We start from the raw sequence: 18,815 nt of genomic DNA on the forward strand, positions 1-18,815 counted from the left end.
GGGGGGGGAACCCCCCCCCCCCCCCCCCCCTCCCCTCCCCCCCCCCCCCCCCCCCCCCCCCGCCGAGGGTTCCGGCCTCAGCCCAGCTTCAGGCCCGGCAGGAGGTTGGGCAGGAGCGGAGGGATGTCGAGGCCCTGACCGTCGGAACCGCCGCCCGTCGTCGACTGCGACGGCGTGGGCGTACCGGCCGGCCTGGCGGGCTGACCGGCGGCCGGGGCGGTGGGCGAGGAGCCGTGCCCGGTGAGGCCGCTGGTCAGGTTGTCGACCAGACCGCCGACCGTGCCGGGAGCCGGGCTCGGCTTCGACGCGGCCGCCCCCGTGCCCGAACCGGTACCGGGAGCGCCCGGCCGGCCGGCCGAACCCTGTCCGACGCCGCCCTGGGCCGGGTCGGCGGGCGAACCGCCGGGGGAGTGCAGCCCTGTGCCGCTGGTGGTGGCGCCGGTACCGGTGGAGCGGCTGCCGGCCGGTGGCTCCAGGTGGAGCGGGGCGATGTCCTCGCTCATCTCGTCGAAGAGCGAATCCACCTTGCTCGCCTGGCCGGTGAGCTGCTGCGGCAGCCGGCTCTGCAGGGCGGCCCAGCGCTCGTCCTCGCCGTCCGCGAAGGAGGCCAGCGTGCGCATCGGGGTCAGCGAACCGTTGGTGCGGTACACCGCGCGCAGCAACTCCCTCCCGCGGATGGCCTCGGCGTGCATGTCGTCCAGCGCCCGGCGGAGCTGTTCGACCGTGCCGGCGCTCAGCCCGGACGTCGAACCCGCCCGACCGAGCAGGCCCTGCGCCTCCGCCAGGCGGGTCGACGCCTGGTCCAGCAGCAGCGAGCCGCGCTCGGTGTCCGAGTCGGCCCAGTCCAGCCGGATGCCCTCCAGGCCGCGCTTCATCCCGTACAGCGCGTCTCCCGGAAGGGCGTTGGAACTCGCGGCGGCGGCGCCGGCGAGGCTGCCGACCGCAACTCCCGCGACCAGTCCGCCGATCACCAGTCGCCGTCCCCAGCGGCCGCCCCGCAGTGCCCTGACCGCCCGGTGCCGCCGCTGCTGCGGCACCCGGGCCGAGAGCCCGCCCTGCGCCGCGCCACCGGCCCACTCCCGCTCGAACGCGGCCATCAGCTGGGCGCGTTGGAGCGATCTGGCCTCGCCGCTCAGCTCGGGCGCGGGCAGCGAGCCGAGCGCCCCCGCCAGGTCGAGCAGCTCTGCCATCGCGGTGGAACCGCGTTCGGGGCTGCTGTCCGGCGCACCACCGCTCAGCGGGCCACCGGCCACGCCGCTGCTGGGTCTGGTCTCCGCTCGGTGGGCCTCCAGCGCCTCGGCGAAGGCCCTCGCCCGTCGGTGCTCCAGCACGTTTGCCGTCACGGGCCACACCTCCCTTCGTCGTTGTCGACACCCCGGCCTGCCGGACGGTTGCCACGGCGAGCCAATAGCACTCCATCGGGTGACGAGGCCTGAACTTGCTTGACCGTGGGCCCGGTGGGGGTTTGCACGCTGGCCAACGAGCAGTGCCGGGGGTCGGTTACGCGCGGCTGATCATGTGACGACCCATTCACCCGGACGTGTCCGGGGTGCCACGCGATTGCTGACGGTCCGCCCGGGGCGGCGGACGGGCTCACCGTGCGTCGGGGGGAAGCAGCCTGGCGAGGGTGCGTACGGCGCGGTACTGGAGGGTCTTGATCGCGCCCTCGTTCTTGCCCATGATGCGGGCCGTCTCCGCGACCGAGAGCCCCTGCAGGAAGCGGAGCGTCACGCACTCCTGCTGCTGCGGGTTGAGCCGCCGGACGGCGTCCAGCAGTGCGGCGTTGGAGAGCGACTCCAGCACCGAGTCCTCGGGGCTGCGCTCGCACTCGTTGGAGTCGAGCATCTCGCCCGTGGTGACCTCCAGCCGGAACCGGCTGGACTTGAAGTGGTCGGCCACCAGGTTGCGGGCGATGGTCACCAGCCAGGCGCCGAAGTCCCGGCCCTGCCACGTGAAGGTGCCGATCCGGCGCAGCGCGCGCAGGAAGGTCTCGCTGGTGAGGTCCTCGGCGGTGGCCCGGCTGCCGACCCGGTAGTAGATGTACCGGTAGACGGTGTCCGCGTAGTGGTCGTAAAGCCGGCCGAACGCCTCGCTCTCGCCATTCTGGGCCCGTTCGACCAGGTCCATGATCGGGTTGTGCTCGGTCTCGACGCCGGTGCTGGGCGCGGTCCTCGCGCGGCTGCGGCCGGTGCCGCCGAGGGCGGTGCGGCTGCGGGTGCCGGGCCCGCTGGTGGCGGTGGAGCGGAGCAGTGCGCCGGGCCGACGGGCGGCGGCCCCGGCGAAGACCGGGGCGGGATGGGGTGCCGACGCGGCGCCGGCGAGCGCAGGCCCGGGCAGGTGGAGCTCGAACTCGCGGATCGCGCCCCAGAGTCGGTCGAGCTGCCTGCTGGGCCAGCCGTGTGTACTGGAGTCGGAACCGGGGCGCAGGTTGGCGGACGACGGGCGGGAGGTGGCAGGCGCGTCGTTCCGGACGGGTGGGTACACGGGACTCCCAGAGGCAGAACTGTGGACGGATCACCTCCGCCTGCGCGGAGCGCACATCTCCCAGGGCACCCGTCACACGGGACGCATGGGTGGTGTGCATCCAGGAGAGAATAACGCTTTGTGCAATGACAGCTACACCCTGTGGCTGAAGTGGTCGTTTGGGATCCGCTTCGCACGCATATTCAGCTGGAACTGACCGAACGTCCCGTCAGCCGCCCGGCTCAATGTGACCGACCGTGCACGCGAAGTGACCAATTCATGGGCGGGGGACGGGGTTTCCCGGGGCTGGGCCGCGGCAACCCCAGACTTCTCCGAGATGCCGAACGATCGGATCCGGTCACGGTCGAACCGGTTCGGAGGCTGCGTACGGTGACCGCGGTTAACCCGGGAGCGTGATCGGCTCGCCGCGCCAACTCTCGGGATGACGCCTGCGGGTGACACCCCGACGGTGGTGTGCGCACCGGCCAGATGACGCGGTGTCAGCCGCGCGTGCGGGAGGTGGTGCTCGGCGGGGGCGGCGGGCAGCATCGGCCGACGCGTCGGCCGACGCGTACGGGAGGCGGCGTTCGGCGGGGACTGCGGGGTGTGTCGGCCGCGGGGCCGGGCGGCGCGGGGCGGCGGCGCGGGTCAGGCGTGCTGCCTGCGGCGGGCCGCGACGGCGCCCGCCGCCGCTCCCGCCAGTACGCCCAGTGCGATCGCGGCCGGCAGGCCGACCCTGGCGGCCTTGCGTCCGGTCCTGAAGTCCCGGACCCGCCAGCCGTTCGCGCGGGCGTGCCGCAGCAGCGCGGTGTCCGGGTTCACCACGTACGGATGGCCGACCAGGGTCAGCATCGGGATGTCGTTGGCCGAGTCGCTGAACGCCGCGCAGCGGGCCAGGTCGAGCCCCTCGCGACGGGCCAGCGCGCCGACCGCCGCGGCCTTGGCCGGGCCGTGCAGCAGTCCGCCCACCAGGCGGCCGGTGTAGACGCCGTCCACCGTCTCGGCGACGGTGCCCAGCGCGCCGGTCATCCCGAGCCGGCGGGCGATGATCCGGGCCACCTCCTGCGGAGCGGCGGTCACCAGCCAGACCTGCTGGCCGGCGTCCTGGTGCAGCCGCACCAGCGCCCGGGTGCCCGGCCAGATCTTCTCCGCGATGACCGGTTCGAAGATCTCCTCGCAGATCTGCTCCAGGTCGGCCGTGCGCATCCCGGCGACCAGGGCGAGGGCGGTGTCCTGGGCGTCCGAGATGTGGCCCGGGTCCTCGGCGCCGTACAGCCGGAACCACGCCTGCTGCCAGGCGAAGCGGGCCACGTCGCGGCGGGTGAAGAACCTGCGCCGGTACAGGCCCAGGCCCAGGTAGAAGATCGCCGCGCCGCGCAGGATGGTGTTGTCACAGTCGAAGAAGGCGGCGGCCTGCGAGTCGCCCGGGGTCGGGGTGTGGTCCTCGACGGGGGCCTTCGGGGGCTTGGCGCGCTTCGGCTCGGCGGGCTTGGTGGCCCGGTCGAGGTCGGCGGCGGCGGCGTCGGCGGCGGCCTCGCCCGCCAGGGCGGTCCGCTCGGTGGGGGTACGCCCTGCCTGGTGGAGCCTTCGTAGCGCGGCCATGGCACCGAGCATAGTCAGCCGGGCCGTCTCTTCCCGTGACGGTGATGTGCAGGGCGGGTTAACGCCGCTCGTCCGCCCCGTCGCCCTGCCGGTGCGGCGGGGGAGCACAATGGGCCGGGTGAGCCCACTGCTGCGACGCGCCCCGAAGAATCCGGCCGACCGTACCGTCACCTTGATCGGCAAGCCGGGCTGCCATCTGTGTGACGACGCCCGCGAGACGATCCTGCGGGTGACCGGCGAGCTGGGGGCGTCCTTCGAGGAGCAGGACATCACCCAGGACGCCGAGCTCTACCGCAAGTACGCCGAGCAGATCCCGGTCACCCTGATCGACGGCCGCCAGCACGACTTCTGGCACGTGGACGAACGCCGCCTGCGCACCGCGCTCGGCGCCTGAGCCCGAGCCGCCGCCACCTTCCCCGGCTGCGGTCCGTCCGGTCGGCCCGGGCGCGGGCCGGCGGCGTCCGGAGCGTGAACCGGCCCGTGCCGGCCTGCCGCGATGCCGGGTCCGGGTGCCCTCGTGCGGGCCCGCTGCGGGAGCCGGTCGCGATGCCGCGTCCGGGGCGGAAACGGGTGCCGCCGCGCCGCCGTTCGGAGCAGTCGCCGCCGGCGCCCGGGAAAGTCCGGTCCGGGCCGTGATCGCCGGGCGCGCCGTGGCCGGAGCCGGTCCGCACCGGGCCGGGCGGCGAGTGACGCAGGCCACCGCGCATGACGTGATGCGCATCACTGTGTGGGGACAAATCGGACACCATCTTTGTGCACACGTTCACAAACGCATAGCCTGGCTGCCAAAGCCCAGCTTCACCTACAGGAGCACCGTGGCAATCGGCCGATCCAACCAGAGCAGTTCGCAGACGCCCGACCAGGGCGCCGCGCGACGACCCTCGCGCGCCCGGGGCATCCCGGAGGCGACGGTCGCCCGACTCCCGCTGTACCTGCGTGCGCTGACCGCCCTCTCCGAGCGTTCGGTTCCTACCGTCTCATCCGAGGAGCTCGCCGCCGCGGCCGGGGTCAACTCCGCGAAGCTGCGCAAGGACTTCTCCTACCTCGGCTCCTACGGCACCCGCGGGGTCGGCTACGACGTCGAGTACCTCGTCTACCAGATCTCCCGTGAGCTGGGCCTCACCCAGGACTGGCCGGTCGTCATCGTCGGCATCGGAAACCTGGGGCACGCGCTGGCCAACTACGGCGGCTTCGCCTCCCGTGGCTTCAGGGTGGCGGCCCTGCTGGACGCCGACCCCGCCGTGGTGGGAAGCACCGCCGCCGGACTGCCGGTGCGGCACATGGACGAACTCGAATCCATCGTGGAGAGCCAGCAGGTCTCCATCGGTGTGATCACCACCCCGCCGGGCGCCGCGCAGCAGGTCTGCGACCGGCTGGTCGAGGCGGGCGTCACCAGCATCCTGAACTTCGCGCCGACCGTGCTGACCGTTCCGGACGGTGTGGACGTGCGCAAGGTGGACCTCTCCATAGAGCTGCAGATCCTGGCCTTCCACGAGCAGCGCAAGGCCGGTGACGAACCCTCGCCGGGCGACTCGATGCTGGACCGGGCGCCCGGTCCGGTGCGTGCCGCCGCCGCCAAGCTCCGCCGCGCCGCGGGTGGTTCCGGCAAGGCCGAGCGCGCGGACCGGGTGGAGGCGGCGAAGGGCGGCAAGCCCGCGCCCAAGGGCGCCGACGGCGATCTCTCCGCGGTGATGCCGGCATGAGCGGCATCGACACCCGCGGCAGCGGTACCAGCAGCTGTGGCATCCGGACGCGCAAGGGGCGGGCATGAGTCTTCTCGTCGTTGGGCTGAGCCATCGGACGGCGCCGGTGCAGGTGCTGGAGCGCGCCGCGCTCACCGGTGACGTCCCCACCCGTCTGCTGCACGACGCCGCCGCGTCGGCGACGGTCGGTGAGGCCGCCCTGGTCAACACCTGCAACCGGATCGAGCTCTACGCGGACGTGGACAAGTTCCACGCCGGCGTGGCCGAACTCTCCCAGCTGCTCGCCCAGCACAGCGGGGTGGACCTGGAGGAGCTGACCGCCCACCTGTACGTCCACTACGAGGACCGCGCCGTCCACCACCTCTTCTCGGTGGCCTGCGGCCTGGACTCGATGGTGGTCGGCGAGGGCCAGATCCTCGGCCAGCTGCGCGACGCGCTGGCCAAGGCGCAGGAGGAGCACACCGCCGGACGCGGGCTCAACGAGCTGTTCCAGCAGGCCCTGCGAGTCGGCAAGCGCGCCCACAGCGAGACCGGGATCGACCGGGCCGGGCAGTCGCTGGTCACCTTCGGCCTGGAGCAGGTCGCCGCGGTGACCGGGGAGATCGCGGGCAAGCGGGCGCTGGTGGTCGGCGCGGGTTCGATGAGCTCGCTGGCCGCCGCCACCCTGGTCCGCGCCGGTGTCACCGACCTCCTGATCGCCAACCGCACGCCCGAGCGCGCCGAGCGACTGGCCGCCAACCTGGGCGCCCGTACGGTGGACTTCGCCAAGGTGCCCGAGGCGCTGGCCGACGTCGACCTGGTGATCTCCTGCACCGGCGCCGCCGGGGTGGTCATCCCGGCCGCCGTGGTGGAGGCCGCCGTCGCCGCCCGCGAGAGCGCTGGCGACCGAGCCGAGGGGGTCCCCCCGGCCGGAGGCCGGGGGCGGCGCGCCGGTGTCGAAAGCGACGAGCGACAAGCGAGCGGAGCGAGCGCCGGAGCGAGGAACGTCGACACCGGGTACGAGCGCCCGGAGGCGAGCCGAGCCCTGAACAGGAGGTCCCCGCTCGCCTTCCTCGACCTGGCCATGCCGCGCGACGTGGACCACGCGGTGCACGAGCTGCCCGGCGCCCTGCTGGTCGACCTGGAGAGCCTCTCCCACGCCCACGCCGCCACTCCCGGCGCCGGGGACGTGGACGCCGTCACCGGTATCGTCTCCGACGAGGTGGCCGCCTTCGGTGCCGCCCAGCGCGCCGCCCGGATCGCCCCGACCGTGGTCGCCCTGCGGGCCATGGCCTCCGACGTGGTGAGCAGCGAACTCGCCCGCCTGGAGGCCAGGCTGCCCGACCTGGACGACCGGTCCCGGGCGGAGATCACGCAGACCGTCCGCCGCGTGGTCGACAAGCTGCTGCACGCGCCGACCGTCCGGGTCAAGCAGCTCGCCGCCGAGCCCGGCGGAGCCGGCTACGCCGACGCCCTGCGCGAACTGTTCGACCTGGACCCGGCGGCGGTGCACGCTGTCTCCGGCACCCCGATCGGGACGCAGGCCGGTGCCAGCGTTCCCGCCGGAGGCATCCCCGCGGCACAGGCCGGTGCCGCTCCGACCACCGGAGCGGCTCGATGAACCCCCACCATCCCATCAGCACGACCGGGACGATCACCTCATGAATGGTCAACTGAGCACCACTCAGGACGAGTCGGCGCAGCCCCTGCGCCTCGGCACCCGCCGCAGCGCGCTCGCCATGGCCCAGTCCGGCATGGTGGCCCGCGAGGTGACCCGGGTCACCGGGCGCCCCGTGGAGCTGGTCGAGATCACCACCTACGGCGACGTGTCGCGCGAGTCGCTGGCCCAGATCGGCGGCACCGGCGTCTTCGTCTCCGCCCTGCGCGACGCGCTCCTGGAAGGCCGGATCGACCTCGCCGTGCACTCGCTCAAGGACCTGCCCACCGCAGCCCCCGAGGGCCTGCTGCTGGCGGCCGTCCCCGAGCGCGAGGACGTCCGCGACGCGCTGGTCGCCCGCGACGGCCTCGCCCTGTCCGAGCTGGTCGAGAAGCTCGCCGGCAGCGGGCGCCCGGCCCGGATCGGCACCGGCTCCCCGCGCCGGATGGCCCAGCTGAACGCCTGGGCCGCGGCGCGCGGCGCCGCCCTGGAGACCGTCGCCATCCGCGGCAACGTGGACACCCGGATCGGCTACGTCGAGAAGGGCGAGCTGGACGCCGTGGTCCTGGCCACCGCCGGACTCAACCGCCTCGGCCGCGCCGACGAGATCACCGAGCACCTCGACCCCGAGCTGATGCTCCCGGCCCCCGGGCAGGGAGCCCTCGCCGTCGAGTGTGTGGACGCCGGCCTCGCCGCCGAGCTGCGCGCCCTGGACCACGCCCCCACCCGGGCCGCCGTGGTCGCCGAGCGCGCGCTGCTGGCCACCCTGGAGGCCGGCTGCTCCGCCCCGGTCGCGGCACTCGCGACCTGGGACGGCCAGGAACTGACGCTGGAAGGCGTGGTCGGCACCGTCGACGGCGCCACCCTGCTGAGAATGACCGCCAACGGTCCGCTCGTCCTCGACGAGACCGCCGAGCAGCAGACGACGGCCCTCGGTCGCGCCCTCGCCGCCCGGCTGCTCGACGCGGGAGCGGCCAACCTGATGGGGGAGCGAGCCTGATGAGCCCCGCCGCTAGTCCGTCCGCCGCTGCCGTCCCGGCCGCCCCGATCGGGCGCTGCACCTTCCTGGGCGCGGGCCCCGGCGACCCCGGGCTGCTCACCCTGCGCGCGGTCGACGAGCTGTCCTCCGCCGACATCCTGATCGCCGACCCGCTCACCGCGGCCGCCGTGCGCACCCACTGCCCGCAGGGCGTCCAGGTGCACAACCCGGCGGAGGAGAGCGACCTCGACGTGGCCAAGTTGGTCGCCGAGGCCGTCCGGGCGGGCAAGCACGTGGTCCGTACCGTCGACGGTGACCCCGGCCTGGACGGCTGCGCCGCCGAGGAGATGCTGCGCTGCGCCAAGTCGGAGGTCCCGTTCGAGGTGATCCCGGGCGTCGCCCAGTCGGTCGGCGTCCCGGCGTACGCGGGTGTCCCGCTGCGCGGCCGTCAGGGGGCGGACGTCCGCTTCGTGGACGGCGCGTCCCTGCTGGCCGGTGGCCCGGTGGACCTCGGCGCCCCCGAGACCACGCTGGTGGTCCGCACCACCCTGGGCCAGCTGCCCGCCACCGCCAGCGCCCTGGTGGCAGGCGGCCGCAAGCCCGACGCGGCGCTCTCCGCGACGCTGTCCGGCACCACCACCCGCCAGCGCACCTTCACCTCCACCCTGGCCACCATCGCGGCCGAGCTGAAGGCGGCCCGGGTGCTGCCCTCCCCGGTGTCGGCCCCGGTCGACCCGGCGACCTCGGTCATAGCCGTGGTGGGCGAGCAGGTCGCGCACCGCTCCTCGCACTCCTGGTTCGAGACCAAGCCGCTGTTCGGCTGGAACGTCCTGGTCCCGCGTACCAAGGAGCAGGCGCACGGCCTTTCCGAGCAGCTGCGCTCGTACGGCGCGGTGCCGCAGGAGGTGCCCACCATCGCGGTGGAGCCGCCGCGCACCCCGCAGCAGATGGAGCGTGCGATCAAGGGCCTGGTGACGGGCCGCTACGAGTGGATCGCCTTCACCTCGGTCAACGCCGTCAAGGCGGTCCGGGAGAAGTTCGAGGAGTACGGCCTGGACGCCCGCGCCTTCGCCGGGATCAAGGTCGCCGCGGTCGGCGAGACCACCGCCCAGGCGCTGGTGGACTTCGGGGTGAAGCCCGACCTGGTGCCGTCCGGCGAGCAGTCCGCCGCCGGCCTGCTGGAGGACTGGCCGCCCTACGACCCGGTCTTCGACCCGATCGACCGGGTGCTGCTGCCGCGGGCCGACATCGCCACCGAGACCCTGGTGGCCGGCCTGGTCGAGCTCGGCTGGGAGGTGGACGACGTGACGGCGTACCGGACCGTGCGCGCCTCGCCGCCGCCGGCCGAGACCCGCGAGGCGATCAAGGGTGGCGGGTTCGACGCGGTGCTCTTCACCTCGTCCTCGACCGTGCGCAACCTGGTCGGCATCGCGGGCAAGCCGCACAACGTCACGATCATCGCCTGTATCGGTCCGGCCACCGCCAAGACCGCCGAGGAGCACGGTCTACGGGTCGACGTGATGGCGCCCGCGCCGTCCGCCTCCGCGCTGGCCCAGGCCCTGGCCGACTTCGGCGCCGCCCGCCGGGACACCGCCCTCGCGGCCGGTGAACCGGTGTACCGTCCCAGCGAGCGCCGTCCCGGCTCGCGCCGCAAGGCCGCCCGCTAGGACTGCCGGGCGGCCCAAACCCCGCCCGGGAGGTCGTCGTCGCCCTCCCGGGCTTCCGCACCCGTTCGGAGATGCCCCGTGTCCGCTGAATTCCCGTACGTACGCCCGCGCCGGCTGCGTTCGACCCCGGCGATGCGCCGACTGGTCGCCGAGACCCGTCTGCACCCGGCCGAGCTGATCCTGCCCGCCTTCGTCCGCGAGGGCATCGCCGAGCCGAGGCCGATCACCTCGATGCCCGGCGTGGTCCAGCACACCAGGGACACCCTGCGGAAGGCCGCCGTCGAGGCGGCGGAGGCGGGCCTCGGCGGCATCATGCTGTTCGGGGTGCCCGAGGTGCAGGACGCCGTCGGCAGCGAGGGCACCAACCCGGACGGCATCCTGCAGCAGGCGATCCGGGACGTGGTCTCGGAGGTCGGTGACGCCCTGGTGGTGATGTCCGACCTGTGCCTGGACGAGTACACCGACCACGGCCACTGCGGAGTGCTCGCGGAGGACGGCAGCGTCGACAACGACGCCACCCTGGAGCGCTACCGGGAGATGGCCCTGGTCCAGGCCGAGGCGGGGGTCCACCTGGTCGGCCCGTCCGGCATGATGGACGGCCAGGTCGGTGTGGTCCGCCGGGCGCTGGACGAGGCGGGCCACCAGGACGTCGGCATCCTCGCCTACACCGCCAAGTACGCCTCCGGCTTCTTCGGCCCGTTCCGCGAGGCGGTCGGCTCCTCGCTCCAGGGCGACCGCAAGTCCTACCAGCAGGACTCGGCCAACGCCCGCGAGGCGCTGCGCGAGCTGGAGCTGGACCTCGCCGAGGGCGCAGACATGGTGATGGTCAAGCCCGCCATGGCCTATCTGGACATCCTGCGGCAGGTAGCCGACGCCTCCCCGGTTCCGGTCTCCGCGTACCAGGTGTCCGGCGAGTACGCGATGGTCGAGGCCGCCGCCGCCAACGGCTGGGTGGACCGCGAGCGCCTGATCATGGAGACGCTGACCTCGATCCGCCGCGCGGGCGCCGAGTCGATCCTCACGTACTGGGCCGTCGAGGCCGCCCGGATGCTCAAGTAGCCGGCGCGAAGCGGCGGAAGGCCGGGGCGGGGACTCCTCGCCCCGGCCTTCCGCCTTTCGCGGGGCTGTTCAGGGGGCACGAGGTCGGATCCGCCGGTCGGACTACTGGGCCAAGCCGGTTGACTCGCGCATTACCCGGACCGGGGTGGCTCGTTTGGGAAGACGACAGCGAGTCGTCTCAGAGAACGGTGAATCAGCATGAAGCTCTCGAAGCGGGCCGGTGCGCTCCTGTTGGCGGTCGGTGCCGGTGTCCTCTCGGCGCAGGGTGCGGCCGCCGCTGCCGGATCGGTGGCGCCCGGTCGGTCGTCCGCTCCGGAGGATCAGCTGCGCAATCAGGAGGTGCCCTTCGAGATCCCGCTCGGCGCGGCAACCGGCCGCCTTCCGCTGCTTCCCGAGGGCGGCAAGGTCAGCGGCCGCATCCCGAGCTCGCCGGTGATGCCGCCGGTTCCCAGGGAGCAGCCGCGCAACCACGTGCTCCCGGACGAGGTCGTCCCATCGCTGCCCGTCAGCCGGGTCGGCCCCGCCCTGAACGCCGACCTGCCGTTGCCCGCCGTCGGCCGGTCCACCGAACTCGGCGATCTGACGGCGGACGTCCCCGCGATCCCGGTCAGGACCGCCGGGCCGGCCCTGGGGCTCGGCCAGCCGGTCACCTGGACCGAGGGCGCCAGCGGTGAACCGGCCGTCGGCCGGGCGGAGTTCGGCGAGATCAAGCCACAGTTGATCATCAAGCCGGTGCAGGCCGACCCGGGCGCCAAGGCGTCCCTCGGCGGGTAGCGGATCCCGACTTCCGGTGCGGCCGCTCCATCCGGCCCCCGCGAGTGCCACGGCCACCGTCGTCCGGCCACCGAGCCGGGCCGGCCCCTGACGGTCGCCACCCGGCGCAGCTCAAGAGCCCGGCACCTGCCACGAGGTGCCGGGCTCCGCCGCGTGTCCGGGGCCTCAGCCGGGAAGGGCGGCCAGCAGCGGGCCGGCCCCCGGAAGATCCTTCGGGCCGCCGCCGGCGCTCAGCGGGCCGGTCAGCGCGGAGCTCCGGACGGGTTTCAGGCCCTGGTCGGGCTCCACCGAGACGGTGTTGTCGAACACATCGGCCCCGGAGTTCGCCCAGGGATCGAGCCGCAGCTCCTTGGCAGGCTTCAGCGCGTGTCCGAGCGCCCCGAGCGCCCCGGGGGCGCCGGGCAGCGCGGGGGCGACTTCGGCGTCCTGCAGTTTGGTGGCGGGTTCCGGCAGGGTGCCGCCGGTGGTCGCGGGCTCGGCGGAGGCCGCCGGTGCCGCGGCACCGATCAGCAGCGCCGCGCTGATCACGGTCAACAGGCCGGTGCCGCCGGTGATTCGAGGCATGGGCGAAGGATCCTTCGGGTCGGTGGGGTCGGGCGTTTCGGTGGTCCAACCCGCAGGGTGGGACCACCGAAACCGACTGCCCCTCGGCCGGAGGGCCGAAGGGCAGTTGTGAACGGCCGGGGACGTCTCAGCCGTTGGACGTGTTGGAGCAGGCGTTGCCCATGACCGGGTTGAGCAGGCCGACAGCGCTGATGGTGTTGCCGCACACGTTGACCGGGACGTGCACCGGGACCTGGACCGAGTTGCCGGAGGCCACGCCGGGCGAGTCGGTGGTCGTGCCGGCCGCGCCCGCGCCGGCGCTGGCGGCGCCGGCGCCGGCCAGCACCAGGCCGACGGCGGCGGAGGTCAGGAAAGCAGCCTTCTTCACGTTCTGCATGGGAGTCGATCTCCTGGATCGCAAACGGGAGGGATGCGCCGCACCCGATCGGGACCGGGCACGGCTGGGGACGTGCGTCAGCAGTCGTTGGTGCTGGCCGGGGTGTCGGTGTTGGAGCAGGCGTTGTCCATGACCGGGTTGAGCAGGCCGACAGCGCTGATGGTGTTGCCGCACACGTTGACCGGGACGTGCACCGGGACCTGGACCGAGTTGCCGGAGGCCACGCCGGGCGAGTCGGTGGTCGTGCCGGCCGCGCCCGCGCCGGCGCTGGCGGTGCCGGCGGAGCCCAGAGCCAGGCCGGCGGCGGTGATCGAGAGAATGGCAACCTTCTTGACGTTGCGCATGGAATTTCCTTCGTTTCTGTGCCCGACGACTGACGGTCGGGCATGGGAGTCGGAACAGTCGCCCGATGCCGTCGGATGGGCTGTAGCCTTCGTTCACGCGGCCGAAGACGGGTGGTCGCCCGTGGCTCGGGCGGGGCCTGCCCGTTCTTCCATCACCCGTTGACTGGTCCCGCACGATCGGGAACAGTCGTTCCGCGGGGCGTCCGGGGAAGACCGCGCGGCGGACGGAAGTCCACTGGCGGGCCGTCCCTCTCCCGGGAGCTCATGGGCGGAGCCGACCGCCGATCGGGCGGCGGGCTTGTCGGGGCGGGGAGCCGTCCGTGGTCACCCGTTGCCGCAGGCGCCGCTGAAGACCGGGTTCAGAAGCCCGACAGCGGTGGCGGTGTTGTCGCACACGTTTGCCGGGACGTGCGCCGGGGCCTGCGCCGCGAGGCCGGAGAGCACGCCGGGCGAGTTGGCGGTCGCGCCGTCTGCCGACGCGCCGTGGGCGGAGGCCGCGCCGCCGAGCAGCAGGGCCGTGGCAGCAGCGGTGCCGAACGCGCCGTGGGCGAGCTTGCGCATGATATGTCTCATTTCTTGTGGGTCTTGGCGCAGGTTTTGTCCTGCGGGTCCTGTCGGGTGGAGCGTGTTTCGCCTGTGAAAACGACGGGGCGGGCGGTGGGAAACGGGCGGATTCCGCGATCACCCGAACGCCGTGTACCGGACCGGCCGGCAATAGGGAGGAGAGCACGCGTGAAGGGGGCGTGTCGCCCGGTCGGAGGCGGGCAAGGAGGGCGAGGCCGGTCGGTACGCATGCGGACACAAGCCGCCGGCGCGTCGGGTGCGAGTGTCACGGCCGGCCGGTATTAGTGCTGACGGGTGAATGCGAACGGGAGCACGCAACCGGATCACGGGGGCCTCGTTGGGACAGACGCATGCCCATGCTCTTCTGAGCCAGCTGGCCCAATTCCGCGGTGGCGCTCGGAAGATCTGATTTCAACGGAACGAGGAGACTCATATGAGCATCAAGAAGGCCGCCGCCGTCGGCGCTGCCGTGGTCGGCATGGTCGCGGCCGGAGCCGGCACCGCCATGGCGAGCGCCGGCGTCAGCGGCGCCACGATGAACTCCGGAGGCGTCGGCTCCGGCAACAGCGTCCAGGTGCCGGTCCACGTCCCGGTCAACGCGTGTGGCAACGCCCTCAGCGTCATCGGTCTTCTGAACCCGGCCTCCGGCAGCACCTGCCCGAACGTCGGCTGACCTCCGCACCCGTCGGCGTCCGGTACCACGGCGCCTGACCTTCTGGAACTCGGTACTTCCTCCGGTCGGTTCGTCACCTGAGCCGCCGCCCTCCGCCTCCTGAGGCGCGGCGGCGGCTCTGCCATGTCCCGTCGCACGGACGGACTGCCGCGAAGTCCGTTCTGACCCTTGTTGAGCTACTTGTCAGTACCTAACATGTGAGGCCGACTCACCTTTTGTCGTCCGGACTCCCGTACGCCCCCAGGTCCCGGACGGCGGAACACGCTCCATGCTCCGCGCCGTCCGGCGCACGCCGGACGGTCCCCCACCCTCCAAGGAGTCATGCGTGACCAGGTCACACCTGTCAGGTGCGCGCAGATGCCGGCCGGCGGCCCTGCTGGCCGCCGCCGGGCTGATCGCGACCTTCACCCTCGCGGGCGCCCCGGGGGCCCTCGCCGCCGCGCCCGCGGCCCCGCACGCCGACAAGCCGGCCGCCATCGTCGCCCTCGGCGACAGCGCCATCTCCGGCGAGGGTGCGGGTACTGACACCAACGACGCCTATGTCCCGGGCACCGACACCCCCACCGACTACTGCCACCGGCACGACAAGTCGGAGATCTTCGTCACCGGCCTGCCCGACGTCACCCCGATCGACCTGGCCTGCTCCGGCGCCCAGACCGGCGACCTGGTCAGCGACCCGGACCTCGCGAAGGTGACCGGCCCCGGCAGCGGCGACTTCGGCGAGCCCAAGCAGGACGTCCAACTCGCCGACGTGGCAAGCAGGTACAACGTCAAGATGGTGGTCGTCACGATCGGCGCCAACGACGACTTCGACTTCAGTGGCATCATGCTCAGCTGCCTGGCCCAGTACTTCCCGATCCCCAAGTCTCAGGGCTGCCGCGACACCATCGGCAGCGACGCGATCCGGCAGCGCGCGGTGAAGGTCATCCCCAAGGTGGTGGCCGCGCTGACCAGCGTCCGGGGCGCCATGCGGGGCGCGGGCTATCCGGACGCCTCGTACCAGTTGGTCTACCAGTCCTACTTCACCCCGATCACCCCGGACATCCGGCGCAACGACCCCATCGGCAAGATCGCCGATGGCTGCCCGGCCTTCCCCGAGGACCTCGCCTGGGGCCACGACTGGGTGGTGCCCACCTTCAGCGACGCCCTGCGGCAGGCGGCCTCCCGGGTGCCCGGCGTGCGCTACCTGGACCAGCGGCGGGTCAGTTACGGCCACGAGGTCTGCGCGGAGTGGACGAGTTCACCGTACGAGTACGCCAACGGCGACGTCATCGACCTCTCGGAGAAGACCCGCAACGGCTGCGACTCGCAGATCAGCATCCCGGGCGTCTGCATGAACATGGTGCGCCAGTCGTACCACCTGCGGGTGGCCGGCTATGCGGCCGAGGCGCGCTGCCTGGCCCAGTTCTACCAACTGCCTGGCCAGCAGGAGGCGTTCTGCACCCTGAACCAGCAGAACACCACCTCGATCGAACCGCTGACCCCCGGCCGGCCCTTCCCCGACAAGCCCGAGGACGGCGCCTGGTACCAGCTCACCAACACCGCCACCGGCCAGGTGCTCGACCTCTCGGGCGGCGGGACCTACGGTGACAGCACCAACGGGCGCGGCGCGATCACCTATCCGGCGACCGGCGGGCTGAACCAGTCCTTCGTGCTGGAGGCCAAGCCGGGCGGCAGCTTCGAGCTGGACTTCAGCGGCAACCGCAACATGTGCCTGGACGCCAACGCGGCCTCCACCGCGCCCGGTACCCGGCTGCAGCAGTGGGGCTGCAACGGCGGCGGCAACCAGCACTGGATCTTCAAGCCCGGCGCCGACGGCAGCTACCGGCTGGCCGACTCGCAGGCCCCGGGTGTGGTCGCCACCGCCTCGAACCAGCTCGACGCCCAGGGCAACCCGCAGGTCGTGCTGGCCGAGGACACCGGCGCGGCCGCCCAGTCCTGGCAGCTCACCAAGCTCGGCATCGTCTACGTGCACGGCTGAGACCGGCCGGGCGGTCGTGCAATTCCTCGAGGGGTGTGAGGAGTTGCGCGACCGCCAGGTGCGTCCGTGGGGCGTCCCGGACGCCGTGCGGTCCGGGGGCGCAGCGCTCCTGCGGGACGTACGGCCGTCAAGTTCCCCGTGCCGCCGATGAGTTGCCGGCCCGTATGGCGGGTGGTCAGCCGGCCCCGACTCGTGCGGCCAGGTGGTCCGGTAGCGGGTACGGGCGCTCGGCCGGCAGCAGCGTGGCGTCCCGTTCGCGCCGCAGCCGTTCGGCGAGCGGCGTCACGTCCGTGATCGAGGTGATCCACCCGCCGACGTAGCGCCGCACCGCCTCGCCCCGCAGTCCGACCTGGAGCGCGCGCCAAGGCAGCGGCTGCAGACCGAGACCCCGCTCCGGATCCCACTGCACCCGCACCGGATTCCTGCGCACCTCGCGCCGCCACTGGTCGCGCGAGCGGTGCACCCGGGAGTCGTACGAGCTGAGCGCGGAGTTGGCCAGTGCCCACTCGAAGCCGTCCCGCCGGATGTCGATCGCCAGGACCCGCTCCTGCCCGGCGCTGCGGGCCCAGTCGCTGCGGTGCATCAGCCACAGGAGGGACGGCTTGATCCAGGTCATCCGCTCCATGCTGAAAGTCTCGGGGAAGCACCCTCTCGCGGCGGCCGGCTCGGCGATCTCGGGGGAGAACGCCTGGTAGACCGTGATCGTCTCGTCGGTGTAGGCGGCGCGGATCTGACGGCTCGGCGTACGCATGGGGCGATCCTTCCCCACCCGCCCGCCCGGCCGCACGGTCTTCAGCCGCTGTCCGGCCCCGTGTCACCGCCGGGAGCGCACCGCCGACCGGGCGTCCCACCGTCGGCGTGCTCTCCTCGCCGGTCGGACGGCGCCTTCCGCGGTCCGCCTTCGGACAGCCGCCGGCCGCGCGTACGGCCCCGGTTTTTCAGGGCTGCCACCGGCTGGGCGAGAAACCCTGCGCCGCCACCGAGACGTCGCCGGAAGGTTTCCAGCACCCCTTCTGAGCAGGGAATTTCGCCCATCCCGAGTCCCGGGCGCGGGGCTTCCGAGGCGTGGACAGCCCTGCGATCAACGGCCCTCCTCAAGCAGGATTGCGGTGCAACGACTCCTACCGGCGTGAGAGACGGACCGGACCATGACGACCTCTGCCCCTGCCTTCCCCGGCGCCCTCGACGGCCCCCGGATCGCCCGGATCGCCGAGCAGTACGGCACGCCGTCCTGGGTCTACGACGCCGAGCCGATCCGCGCCCAGATCGCCAGGCTGCGCGTCTTCGACCAGATCCGGTTCGCGCAGAAGGCCTGCTCCAACATCCACATCCTGCGGCTGATGCGCGAGCAGGGCGTCGCCGTGGACGCCGTCTCGCTCGGTGAGCTGGAGCGCGCCCTGGCCGCCGGGTTCGAGCCCGACGGCCCCGATGAGCCCATCGTCTTCACCGCCGACCTGCTCGACCGGCCGACCCTGCGCCGGGTGACCGAACTCGGCGTCCCGGTCAACGCGGGCTCGCCGCAGATGCTCGACCAACTCGGCCGCACCTCCCCCGGCCACCCGGTCTGGATCCGGATCAACCCCGGCTTCGGCCACGGACACAGCCGCAAGACCAACACCGGCGGCGAGCAGAGCAAGCACGGCATCTGGCACGAGCACCTCGCCGAGAGCCTCGCCCTGGTCGACCGGTACGGCCTGGACCTGATCGGCTTCCACATGCACATCGGCTCCGGGGTGGACTACGGCCACCTGGAGGCGGTATGCGAGACCATGGTCAAGCAGGTCCGGCTGTCCGGCCACGACATCCGCGCGATCTCGGCGGGCGGCGGCCTCTCCGTTCCGTACGCGCCCGGCCAGCCCGAGGTCGACACCGACCGCTACTTCCGGCTCTGGGACCGTGCCCGCGGCGAGCTCGCTGCCGAACTCGGCCACCCGGTACGGCTGGAGATCGAGCCCGGCCGCTTCCTGGTGGCCTCCTCCGGTGTGCTGCTGAGCGAGGTGCGGGCGCAGAAGCCGGTCGGCGGCAACCACTTCGTCCTGGTCGACGCGGGCTTCAACGACCTGATGCGGCCCGCGATGTACGGCAGCAGCCACCGGGTCACCGTGCTCGACCCGTCCGGTGAGCCCCGGCTCGCCCAGGGCCGCGACACCGTGCTGGCCGGGCCGCTGTGCGAGTCCGGTGACGTCTTCACCCAGGCCCCGGACGGCGACGTCGAGCCGATCCCGATGCCCGCCGCCGAGATCGGCGACCTGGTGGTGTTCCACGACACCGGCGCGTACGGCGCCAGCATGTCCTCCACCTACAACTCCCGGCCGCTGATCCCGGAGATCCTCACCGACGGCGCCGACACCCGGCTGATCCGCCGCCGCCAGAACGTCGCCGACCTCCTCGCGCTGGAGGCGGACCTTCCCGGATAGGGCGTGCTTCCAT

At 72.9% G+C, this 18,815-nt stretch carries 18 protein-coding genes; 10 read left to right on the plus strand and 8 right to left on the minus strand.

Going from position 1 to position 18,815, the window contains the following annotated elements; genetic code table 11:
- Positions 1–77: 77 nt before the first annotated feature.
- The 3 genes from ACZ5ON_RS06410 to ACZ5ON_RS06420 all read right to left on the minus strand — a co-directional run bounded on the left by ACZ5ON_RS06410 (position 78) and on the right by ACZ5ON_RS06420 (position 4,065).
- A complete protein-coding gene (locus ACZ5ON_RS06410) occupies positions 78–1,343 on the minus strand; it encodes a DUF5667 domain-containing protein (protein ID WP_465586229.1) in 1,266 nt (421 codons plus the stop codon).
- 250 nt (positions 1,344–1,593) lie between these two features.
- Positions 1,594–2,358, minus strand: a complete 765-nt coding sequence (locus tag ACZ5ON_RS06415) for an ECF subfamily RNA polymerase sigma factor, BldN family (protein ID WP_465587123.1) — start codon at positions 2,356–2,358, stop codon at positions 1,594–1,596.
- Between the two features lie 753 nt (positions 2,359–3,111).
- Positions 3,112–4,065 carry an HAD family hydrolase gene (locus tag ACZ5ON_RS06420; protein ID WP_465586232.1) on the minus strand — a complete coding sequence of 318 codons (954 nt, stop codon included), beginning with the start codon at positions 4,063–4,065 and terminating at the stop codon, positions 3,112–3,114.
- A gap of 109 nt (positions 4,066–4,174) precedes the next feature.
- Here ACZ5ON_RS06420 and ACZ5ON_RS06425 point away from each other — a divergent pair, with 109 nt between their 5' ends.
- The 7 genes from ACZ5ON_RS06425 to ACZ5ON_RS06455 all read left to right on the plus strand — a co-directional run bounded on the left by ACZ5ON_RS06425 (position 4,175) and on the right by ACZ5ON_RS06455 (position 11,883).
- Entirely contained in the window at positions 4,175–4,459 is a 285-nt protein-coding gene (locus ACZ5ON_RS06425) for a glutaredoxin family protein (protein WP_465586234.1), read from the plus strand.
- Between the two features lie 421 nt (positions 4,460–4,880).
- Complete coding sequence (locus ACZ5ON_RS06430) at positions 4,881–5,768, plus strand: redox-sensing transcriptional repressor Rex (protein ID WP_465586236.1); 888 nt, start codon at positions 4,881–4,883, stop codon at positions 5,766–5,768.
- Between the two features lie 64 nt (positions 5,769–5,832).
- Entirely contained in the window at positions 5,833–7,368 is a 1,536-nt protein-coding gene (locus tag ACZ5ON_RS06435) for a glutamyl-tRNA reductase (RefSeq protein WP_465586238.1), read from the plus strand.
- Positions 7,369–7,408: 40 nt separating this feature from the next.
- Positions 7,409–8,404: a hydroxymethylbilane synthase gene (gene hemC / locus ACZ5ON_RS06440; RefSeq protein WP_465586240.1), complete on the plus strand. Its 996-nt coding sequence runs from the start codon at positions 7,409–7,411 to the stop codon at positions 8,402–8,404.
- The gene (locus tag ACZ5ON_RS06445; RefSeq protein WP_465586242.1) at positions 8,404–10,050 is read left to right on the plus strand and encodes a bifunctional uroporphyrinogen-III C-methyltransferase/uroporphyrinogen-III synthase; all 1,647 of its coding nucleotides are present in this window, start codon (positions 8,404–8,406) and stop codon (positions 10,048–10,050) included. Before hemC ends, ACZ5ON_RS06445 begins: the two co-directional genes overlap by 1 nt.
- Positions 10,051–10,128: 78 nt before the next feature.
- On the plus strand, positions 10,129–11,109 hold the full coding sequence (hemB, locus tag ACZ5ON_RS06450; protein WP_465586245.1) for a porphobilinogen synthase: 981 nt from the start codon (positions 10,129–10,131) through the stop codon (positions 11,107–11,109).
- Between the two features lie 198 nt (positions 11,110–11,307).
- Positions 11,308–11,883 carry a hypothetical protein gene (locus ACZ5ON_RS06455; RefSeq protein ID WP_465586247.1) on the plus strand — a complete coding sequence of 192 codons (576 nt, stop codon included), beginning with the start codon at positions 11,308–11,310 and terminating at the stop codon, positions 11,881–11,883.
- A gap of 165 nt (positions 11,884–12,048) precedes the next feature.
- On the opposite strand, the gene ACZ5ON_RS06460 is transcribed toward ACZ5ON_RS06455, so the two are convergent.
- From ACZ5ON_RS06460 to ACZ5ON_RS06475, 4 genes are all read right to left on the minus strand, one after another.
- Positions 12,049–12,447, minus strand: a complete 399-nt coding sequence (locus ACZ5ON_RS06460; protein WP_465586250.1) for a hypothetical protein — start codon at positions 12,445–12,447, stop codon at positions 12,049–12,051.
- Positions 12,448–12,574: 127 nt separating this feature from the next.
- Positions 12,575–12,823 (minus strand): chaplin, encoded by a 249-nt coding sequence (locus ACZ5ON_RS06465; protein ID WP_465586253.1) that lies wholly within the window; start codon positions 12,821–12,823, stop codon positions 12,575–12,577.
- 77 nt (positions 12,824–12,900) lie between these two features.
- A complete protein-coding gene (locus tag ACZ5ON_RS06470) occupies positions 12,901–13,167 on the minus strand; it encodes a chaplin (protein ID WP_465586257.1) in 267 nt (88 codons plus the stop codon).
- Between the two features lie 324 nt (positions 13,168–13,491).
- Positions 13,492–13,728: a chaplin gene (locus ACZ5ON_RS06475; protein WP_465586259.1), complete on the minus strand. Its 237-nt coding sequence runs from the start codon at positions 13,726–13,728 to the stop codon at positions 13,492–13,494.
- Positions 13,729–14,164: 436 nt separating this feature from the next.
- Here ACZ5ON_RS06475 and ACZ5ON_RS06480 point away from each other — a divergent pair, with 436 nt between their 5' ends.
- Positions 14,165–14,404 (plus strand): chaplin, encoded by a 240-nt coding sequence (locus ACZ5ON_RS06480; protein WP_465586262.1) that lies wholly within the window; start codon positions 14,165–14,167, stop codon positions 14,402–14,404.
- A gap of 325 nt (positions 14,405–14,729) precedes the next feature.
- Entirely contained in the window at positions 14,730–16,385 is a 1,656-nt protein-coding gene (locus ACZ5ON_RS06485) for an RICIN domain-containing protein (protein WP_465586264.1), read from the plus strand.
- Between the two features lie 175 nt (positions 16,386–16,560).
- On the opposite strand, the gene ACZ5ON_RS06490 is transcribed toward ACZ5ON_RS06485, so the two are convergent.
- A complete protein-coding gene (locus tag ACZ5ON_RS06490; RefSeq protein WP_465586266.1) occupies positions 16,561–17,136 on the minus strand; it encodes a DUF4291 domain-containing protein in 576 nt (191 codons plus the stop codon).
- A 397-nt stretch (positions 17,137–17,533) separates the two neighbouring features.
- Here ACZ5ON_RS06490 and lysA point away from each other — a divergent pair, with 397 nt between their 5' ends.
- A complete protein-coding gene (gene lysA / locus ACZ5ON_RS06495) occupies positions 17,534–18,802 on the plus strand; it encodes a diaminopimelate decarboxylase (protein ID WP_465586268.1) in 1,269 nt (422 codons plus the stop codon).
- Positions 18,803–18,815 lie beyond the last annotated feature (13 nt).

This window comes from Kitasatospora sp. NPDC032150, assembly GCF_055579945.1.

What these genes read in the sequence shown, in the direction of transcription:
- ACZ5ON_RS06420 (WP_465586232.1), bottom strand. Translation starts at nt 4,065, where the DNA reads ATGGCCGCGCTACGAAGGCTCCACCAGGCAGGGCGTACCCCCACCGAG.
- ACZ5ON_RS06425 (WP_465586234.1), top strand. Translation starts at nt 4,175, where the DNA reads ATGGGCCGGGTGAGCCCACTGCTGCGACGCGCCCCGAAGAATCCGGCC.
- ACZ5ON_RS06435 (WP_465586238.1), top strand. Translation starts at nt 5,833, where the DNA reads ATGAGTCTTCTCGTCGTTGGGCTGAGCCATCGGACGGCGCCGGTGCAG.
- hemC (WP_465586240.1), top strand. Translation starts at nt 7,409, where the DNA reads ATGAATGGTCAACTGAGCACCACTCAGGACGAGTCGGCGCAGCCCCTG.
- ACZ5ON_RS06445 (WP_465586242.1), top strand. Translation starts at nt 8,404, where the DNA reads ATGAGCCCCGCCGCTAGTCCGTCCGCCGCTGCCGTCCCGGCCGCCCCG.
- ACZ5ON_RS06455 (WP_465586247.1), top strand. Translation starts at nt 11,308, where the DNA reads ATGAAGCTCTCGAAGCGGGCCGGTGCGCTCCTGTTGGCGGTCGGTGCC.
- ACZ5ON_RS06460 (WP_465586250.1), bottom strand. Translation starts at nt 12,447, where the DNA reads ATGCCTCGAATCACCGGCGGCACCGGCCTGTTGACCGTGATCAGCGCG.
- ACZ5ON_RS06465 (WP_465586253.1), bottom strand. Translation starts at nt 12,823, where the DNA reads ATGCAGAACGTGAAGAAGGCTGCTTTCCTGACCTCCGCCGCCGTCGGC.
- ACZ5ON_RS06470 (WP_465586257.1), bottom strand. Translation starts at nt 13,167, where the DNA reads ATGCGCAACGTCAAGAAGGTTGCCATTCTCTCGATCACCGCCGCCGGC.
- ACZ5ON_RS06475 (WP_465586259.1), bottom strand. Translation starts at nt 13,728, where the DNA reads ATGCGCAAGCTCGCCCACGGCGCGTTCGGCACCGCTGCTGCCACGGCC.
- ACZ5ON_RS06480 (WP_465586262.1), top strand. Translation starts at nt 14,165, where the DNA reads ATGAGCATCAAGAAGGCCGCCGCCGTCGGCGCTGCCGTGGTCGGCATG.
- ACZ5ON_RS06490 (WP_465586266.1), bottom strand. Translation starts at nt 17,136, where the DNA reads ATGCGTACGCCGAGCCGTCAGATCCGCGCCGCCTACACCGACGAGACG.
- lysA (WP_465586268.1), top strand. Translation starts at nt 17,534, where the DNA reads ATGACGACCTCTGCCCCTGCCTTCCCCGGCGCCCTCGACGGCCCCCGG.